The 6,276-nt window shown below is 57.6% G+C and carries 6 protein-coding genes and 1 pseudogene; all 7 read left to right on the plus strand.

The window, feature by feature from the left end:
- Window positions 1–312, plus strand: a pseudogene (locus DWA01_RS22720) (hypothetical protein); the annotation flags it as partial.
- A 408-nt stretch (window positions 313–720) separates the two neighbouring features.
- A complete protein-coding gene (locus DWA01_RS22725; protein WP_114288099.1) occupies window positions 721–1,281 on the plus strand; it encodes a F0F1 ATP synthase subunit delta in 561 nt (186 codons plus the stop codon).
- Window positions 1,281–2,819 (plus strand): F0F1 ATP synthase subunit alpha, encoded by a 1,539-nt coding sequence (gene atpA / locus DWA01_RS22730; protein ID WP_114288094.1) that lies wholly within the window; start codon window positions 1,281–1,283, stop codon window positions 2,817–2,819. Before DWA01_RS22725 ends, atpA begins: the two co-directional genes overlap by 1 nt.
- Window positions 2,820–2,838: 19 nt before the next feature.
- On the plus strand, window positions 2,839–3,711 hold the full coding sequence (locus tag DWA01_RS22735; RefSeq protein WP_114288095.1) for a F0F1 ATP synthase subunit gamma: 873 nt from the start codon (window positions 2,839–2,841) through the stop codon (window positions 3,709–3,711).
- Between the two features lie 16 nt (window positions 3,712–3,727).
- The gene (gene atpD, locus DWA01_RS22740; RefSeq protein ID WP_114288096.1) at window positions 3,728–5,152 is read left to right on the plus strand and encodes a F0F1 ATP synthase subunit beta; all 1,425 of its coding nucleotides are present in this window, start codon (window positions 3,728–3,730) and stop codon (window positions 5,150–5,152) included.
- An 18-nt stretch (window positions 5,153–5,170) separates the two neighbouring features.
- Window positions 5,171–5,590 (plus strand): F0F1 ATP synthase subunit epsilon, encoded by a 420-nt coding sequence (locus DWA01_RS22745; protein WP_114288097.1) that lies wholly within the window; start codon window positions 5,171–5,173, stop codon window positions 5,588–5,590.
- Between the two features lie 107 nt (window positions 5,591–5,697).
- A complete protein-coding gene (locus DWA01_RS22750; protein ID WP_114288098.1) occupies window positions 5,698–6,048 on the plus strand; it encodes an H-type lectin domain-containing protein in 351 nt (116 codons plus the stop codon).
- The last annotated feature ends 228 nt before the right edge of the window (window positions 6,049–6,276 follow it).

Here is a 6,276-nt window from a genome sequence, read left to right on the forward strand (position 1 = left end):
CCGTTCGGATTTGGCCGGCCCTACAGCCTGGGCCAGCTGGAAAATCAGCTCAAAAAACATTCTTTTGTGCCCGAGCGACACCGGGCGGCGCTGTTTCAGCCGCCGTCACAGAAAAAGTTCTGGCTGCGCACCGGTCACGTGGCCGAACGGGTGGGGCGGCGGATCTCGTCTTATCTGGCGGGCGGGGTGATTCTGGTCGAAGTGTCCAAACAGATCTATGCCCCCACCGGTTCCGGTCTGCCAGAGGCGATACGGCGGCCATTGCGGGTGCTCGAGGGCGCCGGCGCACGTCCGGAAGCCAAACCGGTCTGAGGGCTACAGGCGAAATTTTGCCAGCTGGAGCCGGCTCTGCGGCGAAGGCGAATCCTGCGGGCGTTTTCAGGCACCCGATTGTGTATCATTTTGAACACGGGCGCGGATCCTGCGGGAAATACGGGATTGGGCAATATGTCTGCCCCGGAAGCGGCACCGGGCCGATACCCTTATAGATAAGGGGTTTTTATCCTTTGGGGCCGGTTTCTGCAGCCGGAAGTGTATACATCGGTATACAAACTTATCCACATTGTACCAATGTTGGCGCTAAATCCAGTCATTCCTGTTGCTAGGTTACAGATCCTCTGTTACATCCACGCTGATTTTTGATGCTTGCTTTTGCAGGTTTCTCACGCTGCCCGACGCCTGCATACCGCGGCACAGGGCCACGACATCGGAAGGGTGGATGTGTCCGAACCAGCTTCGATCTCCAGCGGCATTGCCGCACGCTATGCCAAAGCCATCTTTGAGCTGGCAGTTGAAGGCAAGTCCGTCAAAGCCATTGAGAGCGACATTGTCGCGCTTGAAAGTGCTCTGAACGACAGCGCAGAATTCCGCGACCTGATCGCGTCGCCCGTGTATACGCGCGAAGATCAGGAACGGTCGGTTGCTGCCATTGCTGCCAAAATGAAATTGTCGCCCATTGTGGCGAACACCCTGGGCCTGATGGCCCGGAAACGTCGTCTGTTCGTGCTGCCCCAGCTGAACGCTGAGCTGCGCGATCTGATTGCTGAGGAAAAAGGCGAAGTCACTGCTGAAGTGACCTCCGCCAAAGCCATGACCAAGGCCCAGCAGGACAAGCTGGCCAAAACGCTCAAGGCTCAAATCGGCAAAGACGTAATCATCAATGTGGCCGTCGATGACTCTCTCATCGGTGGTCTTATCGTTAAGGTGGGTTCGCGAATGATCGACACTTCGATCGCCAGCAAACTCAACAACCTCCAGAATGCAATGAAAGAGGTCGGATAATGGGAATCCAAGCAGCGGAAATATCTGCCATCCTAAAGGAGCAGATCAAAAACTTTGGCCAGGAAGCTGAAGTTGCTGAAGTTGGGCGCGTGCTCAGCGTTGGCGATGGTATCGCGCGTGTGCACGGTCTCGACAATGTTCAGGCTGGCGAAATGGTCGAATTCCCTGGTGGGATCCGGGGCATGGCGCTGAACCTTGAGCAAGATAACGTCGGTATCGTTATTTTCGGGTCGGACCGCGACATCAAAGAAGGTGACGTTGTCAAACGCACCAACTCGATCGTAGACGTGCCCTCGGGCCCCGAGCTTTTGGGTCGCGTAGTTGACGGTCTGGGCAACCCGATCGACGGCAAAGGTCCGATCAACGCCAAAGAACGTCGCATTGCCGACGCCAAAGCCCCTGGCATCATCCCGCGTAAATCGGTGCATGAGCCAATGGCAACCGGCCTTAAATCTGTGGATGCGATGATCCCCGTTGGCCGTGGCCAGCGCGAGCTGATCATTGGTGACCGTCAGACCGGCAAGACCGCAATCGCGCTCGACACCATTCTGAACCAGAAGTCCTACAATGAGGCCGCTGGCGACGATGAGTCCAAAAAGCTGTATTGCATCTATGTTGCGATCGGCCAGAAACGCTCGACCGTTGCACAGCTGGTGAAGAAACTGGAAGAAACCGGCGCGATGGAATATTCCATCGTTGTGGCTGCGACCGCTTCTGATCCTGCTCCAATGCAGTTCCTCGCGCCTTACTCCGCGACTGCGATGGGTGAATATTTCCGCGACAACGGCAAACACGCTCTGATCATCTATGATGATCTCTCCAAACAAGCTGTGTCCTACCGTCAGATGTCGCTGCTTCTGCGTCGCCCACCAGGCCGCGAAGCCTATCCCGGCGATGTGTTCTACCTGCACTCTCGTCTGCTGGAACGTTCCTCGAAATTGAACGAAGATTTTGGCGCGGGTTCGCTGACGGCTCTGCCGATCATTGAAACTCAGGGTGGCGACGTTTCGGCGTTTATCCCAACCAACGTGATTTCGATCACCGATGGTCAGATCTTCCTCGAAACCGAACTGTTCTACCAGGGCATCCGTCCTGCGGTGAACACCGGTCTGTCGGTCTCACGTGTTGGTTCTTCTGCTCAGACCAACTCGATGAAATCGGTTGCTGGTCCGGTGAAGCTGGAACTGGCTCAGTATCGCGAAATGGCTGCCTTTGCGCAGTTTGGTTCCGACCTGGACGCCGCAACTCAGCAGCTGCTGAACCGTGGTGCCCGTCTGACCGAGCTGATGAAACAGCCACAGTATTCGCCGCTGACCAATGCTGAGATCGTTTGCGTCATCTTCTCCGGCACCTCCGGTTACCTTGACAAGATCGACGTCAAAGCTGTTGGCCGTTTTGAAGCTGGCCTGCTGGCGCATCTGCGTGGCAAACATGCGGATCTGCTTGCATGGATCACCAAAGACGATCCCAAGGTCAAAGGCCCCGCCGCCGACCGTATCAAAGCAGCGCTCGACGAATTCGCAGCTGACTTCGTATAAGCCCTGAAAGGACTGGACTATGCCAAGCCTTAAGGATCTTAAGAACCGGATCGAGAGCGTTAAATCAACGCGCAAGATCACCAAGGCCATGCAGATGGTCGCGGCTGCAAAATTGCGCCGCGCCCAGGATGCCGCTGTGGCAGCACGCCCCTACGCAGAACGGTTTAACGCCGTTCTGGGTGGGTTGGCGGCCTCTGTCAGCGGCTCCGCCACTGCACCCCGGCTTCTGGCCGGCACCGGCAGCGATCAGATCCACCTTCTGGTGGTGATGACCTCTGAACGGGGGCTTTGTGGCGGCTTTAACAGCACGATTGTGCGCCTGGCGCGTCTGCGCATCCAGGAGCTTCTCGCCGCTGGCAAAACGGTCAAAATTCTGACCGTGGGTAAAAAAGGCCGGGAACAGCTGAAGCGCGACTACCGCGATCTGATGATTGACCATGTTGATCTGACCGAGGTGAAACGGGTGGGGTATGGCAATGCCACGGCCATCGCCGATGACCTTCTGTCCCGTTTTGATGCGGCAGAATTTGACGTGGCGACGCTGTTCTTTTCGCGCTTTAAAAGCGTGATGGAACAAACCCCGACTGCGCTGCAGGTGATCCCGGCCTCCATTGAGGCTGACGAAGCTGCTGCGACCGCGCTTTATGACTATGAGCCCAGCGAAGAGGCCATCCTGGCCGACCTGCTGCCGCGCGGTGTCGCGACGCAAATCTTTACTGCACTGCTCGAAAACGCTGCTTCGGAGCAGGGTGCGCGCATGTCCGCAATGGACAACGCAACCCGCAACGCCGGCGAAATGATCGACAAGCTGACCATCGAGTATAACCGCTCGCGTCAGGCTGTGATCACCAACGAGCTGATTGAAATTATCTCAGGCGCTGAAGCGCTCTAAGAGACGGAGAAAGAACATGGCAAACGCAAAAGGCAAGGTGATCCAGATCATCGGCGCCGTTGTGGACGTTCAGTTCGGGGACGAACTGCCCCAGATCCTGAACGCTCTTGAAACGACAAACAATGGGGAACGTCTGGTTCTCGAGGTTGCGCAGCACCTCGGCGAAGGCACCGTTCGTACCATCGCGATGGGCGCGACCGAAGGTCTGGTCCGTGGCGCAGAAGTGTCCGATCTGGAATCACCCATTACCATGCCTGTTGGCACCGGTACCCTGGGTCGTATTCTGAACGTGATCGGTGATCCGGTTGACGAAAAGGGCCCGGTTGCGAGCGCTGAGCGTCGCGCCATCCACCAGCCCGCGCCTGAAATGACTGAACAGTCGACTGATACCGAGATCCTGGTGACAGGCATCAAAGTGATCGATCTGCTGGCGCCTTATTCCAAAGGTGGTAAAATTGGTCTGTTCGGTGGTGCCGGTGTTGGCAAAACCGTTCTGATCATGGAACTGATCAACAACATCGCAAAAGTACACTCCGGTGTGTCTGTATTTGCCGGTGTTGGTGAGCGGACCCGTGAAGGCAACGACCTTTACCATGAGATGATTGAATCCGGCGTTATCGTTCCTGATGACCTGGAAAAATCCAAAATTGCTCTGGTCTACGGCCAGATGAACGAACCTCCCGGTGCGCGTATGCGTGTGGCGCTCTCTGGTCTGACACTGGCCGAGCAGTTCCGCGACGAGATGGGTGCTGACGTGCTGTTCTTCGTCGACAACATCTTCCGCTTCACTCAGGCTGGTTCTGAGGTTTCGGCGCTGCTGGGTCGTATTCCTTCCGCTGTGGGCTACCAGCCGACACTGGCCACCGACATGGGTGCGCTGCAGGAACGGATTACATCTACCAAAGTGGGTTCGATCACTTCGGTTCAGGCGATCTACGTGCCTGCGGATGACCTTACCGACCCTGCACCTGCGACATCATTTGCGCACCTGGATGCGACCACGGTTCTGAACCGTGCGATCTCCGAGCTGGGCATCTACCCTGCGGTTGACCCGCTGGATTCCACATCGCGTCTGATGGATCCGTCCGTCATCGGTGATGAGCACTATAAAGTTGCGAACGACGTGCAGGAAATCCTGCAGCGTTACAAATCGCTTCAGGATATCATCGCCATTCTGGGCATGGACGAGCTGTCGGAAGAAGACAAACTCACCGTGGCCCGTGCGCGTAAAATCCAGCGCTTCCTGTCGCAGCCTTTCGATGTTGCGAAAATCTTTACCGGCGCTGACGGTAAACAGGTTCCGCTCGAAGATACCATCAAATCGTTCAAAGCTGTTGTGGCTGGCGAGTACGATCACCTGCCCGAAGGCGCCTTCTACATGGTTGGCGGCATCGACGAAGTGATCGCAAAAGCCGAGAAGATGGCAGCGGACGCCGCCTGATCTAAGGGAGGCTGAACAATGGCCCAATTGATGCAATTTGACCTGGTCTCGCCCGAACGCAAGCTTGCGTCCGTAAAGGCGACCCAGGTGCAGATCCCAGGCGCCGAAGGCGACCTGACAGCGATGGCCGGCCATGAGCCGACCATCCTGACCCTGCGCCCCGGTGTGCTGACAGTGGACGGTCCCGACGGGACCGACTATTTTGCAGTGATCGGTGGTTTCGCAGAAATCGGTGCCGAAGGTGTTTCGGTTCTGGCCGAGCGGGCAGTGCCCAGAGGTGAACTGAGCAAAGAGATGATCAATGAGATGATCGCTGAAGCTCAGGACGCTCATGACAATGCCCACCCTGATGTGGCGCATGCCACCGCCAAGTTCCTCGCGGATCTGGTGGCCATGGGCACCCATATTGGTCTGGACCCGAACAGCCCGTCGCTGTGATCTGGTTTTGAAATTGTAAAAAGGCTCCGGGAAACCGGGGCCTTTTTGCGTTTTGGTAAGGTTGCTCTGTTTCTGTGGCGGGCGGACTTCCCGGAAGGAGAATGGACATGCGCAAAATACGAAGCAGCCTGGTCGGTGTGGACCAGGGCTCAGTGGTGTTGTTCTCCGACTTTCAGGATGGCGGCGAAATGTGGACCGGCACCGGGCCACGAGAGTGCCGCCGGCCGGTTGTGTTCTCCGAACCCTACCTGAGCCCGCCGGTTGTGCAGGCCCATATGGCAATGTGGGACATGGATTCCGACAGCAACGGCCGCGCCGATCTTGCCGCTGAAGACGTCACCGCACAGGGTTTTACCATTGTCTTTCGCACCTGGTCGGACACCCGGGTGGCGCGGGTGCGTGCAGACTGGATGGCCGTGGGCGGAATCGCGGGCGAAGACGACTGGGATATCAGCTGACAGCCGGAACGCGGCCCGCCTTTGCGGCTGGCCCCCAGTTCGGCGCCTCCCCGACATCGCCCCTTACGCTGCCCCCGGCACCGCCCCTGACACGAACTTTGATGCCGTCTCCGTCGTGCCCCCTGACACGACCCCAGATACCGCCTCCGTCACGACCCCAGATACCGCCTCCGTCACGCCCCCTGATACCGCCTCCGTCAAGGGTCCTGATGTGGCCCCGACAGGACC

The organism is Candidatus Halocynthiibacter alkanivorans (assembly GCF_003333265.1).
In the GTDB taxonomy this organism is placed as follows: domain Bacteria; phylum Pseudomonadota; class Alphaproteobacteria; order Rhodobacterales; family Rhodobacteraceae; genus Halocyntiibacter_A; species Halocyntiibacter_A alkanivorans.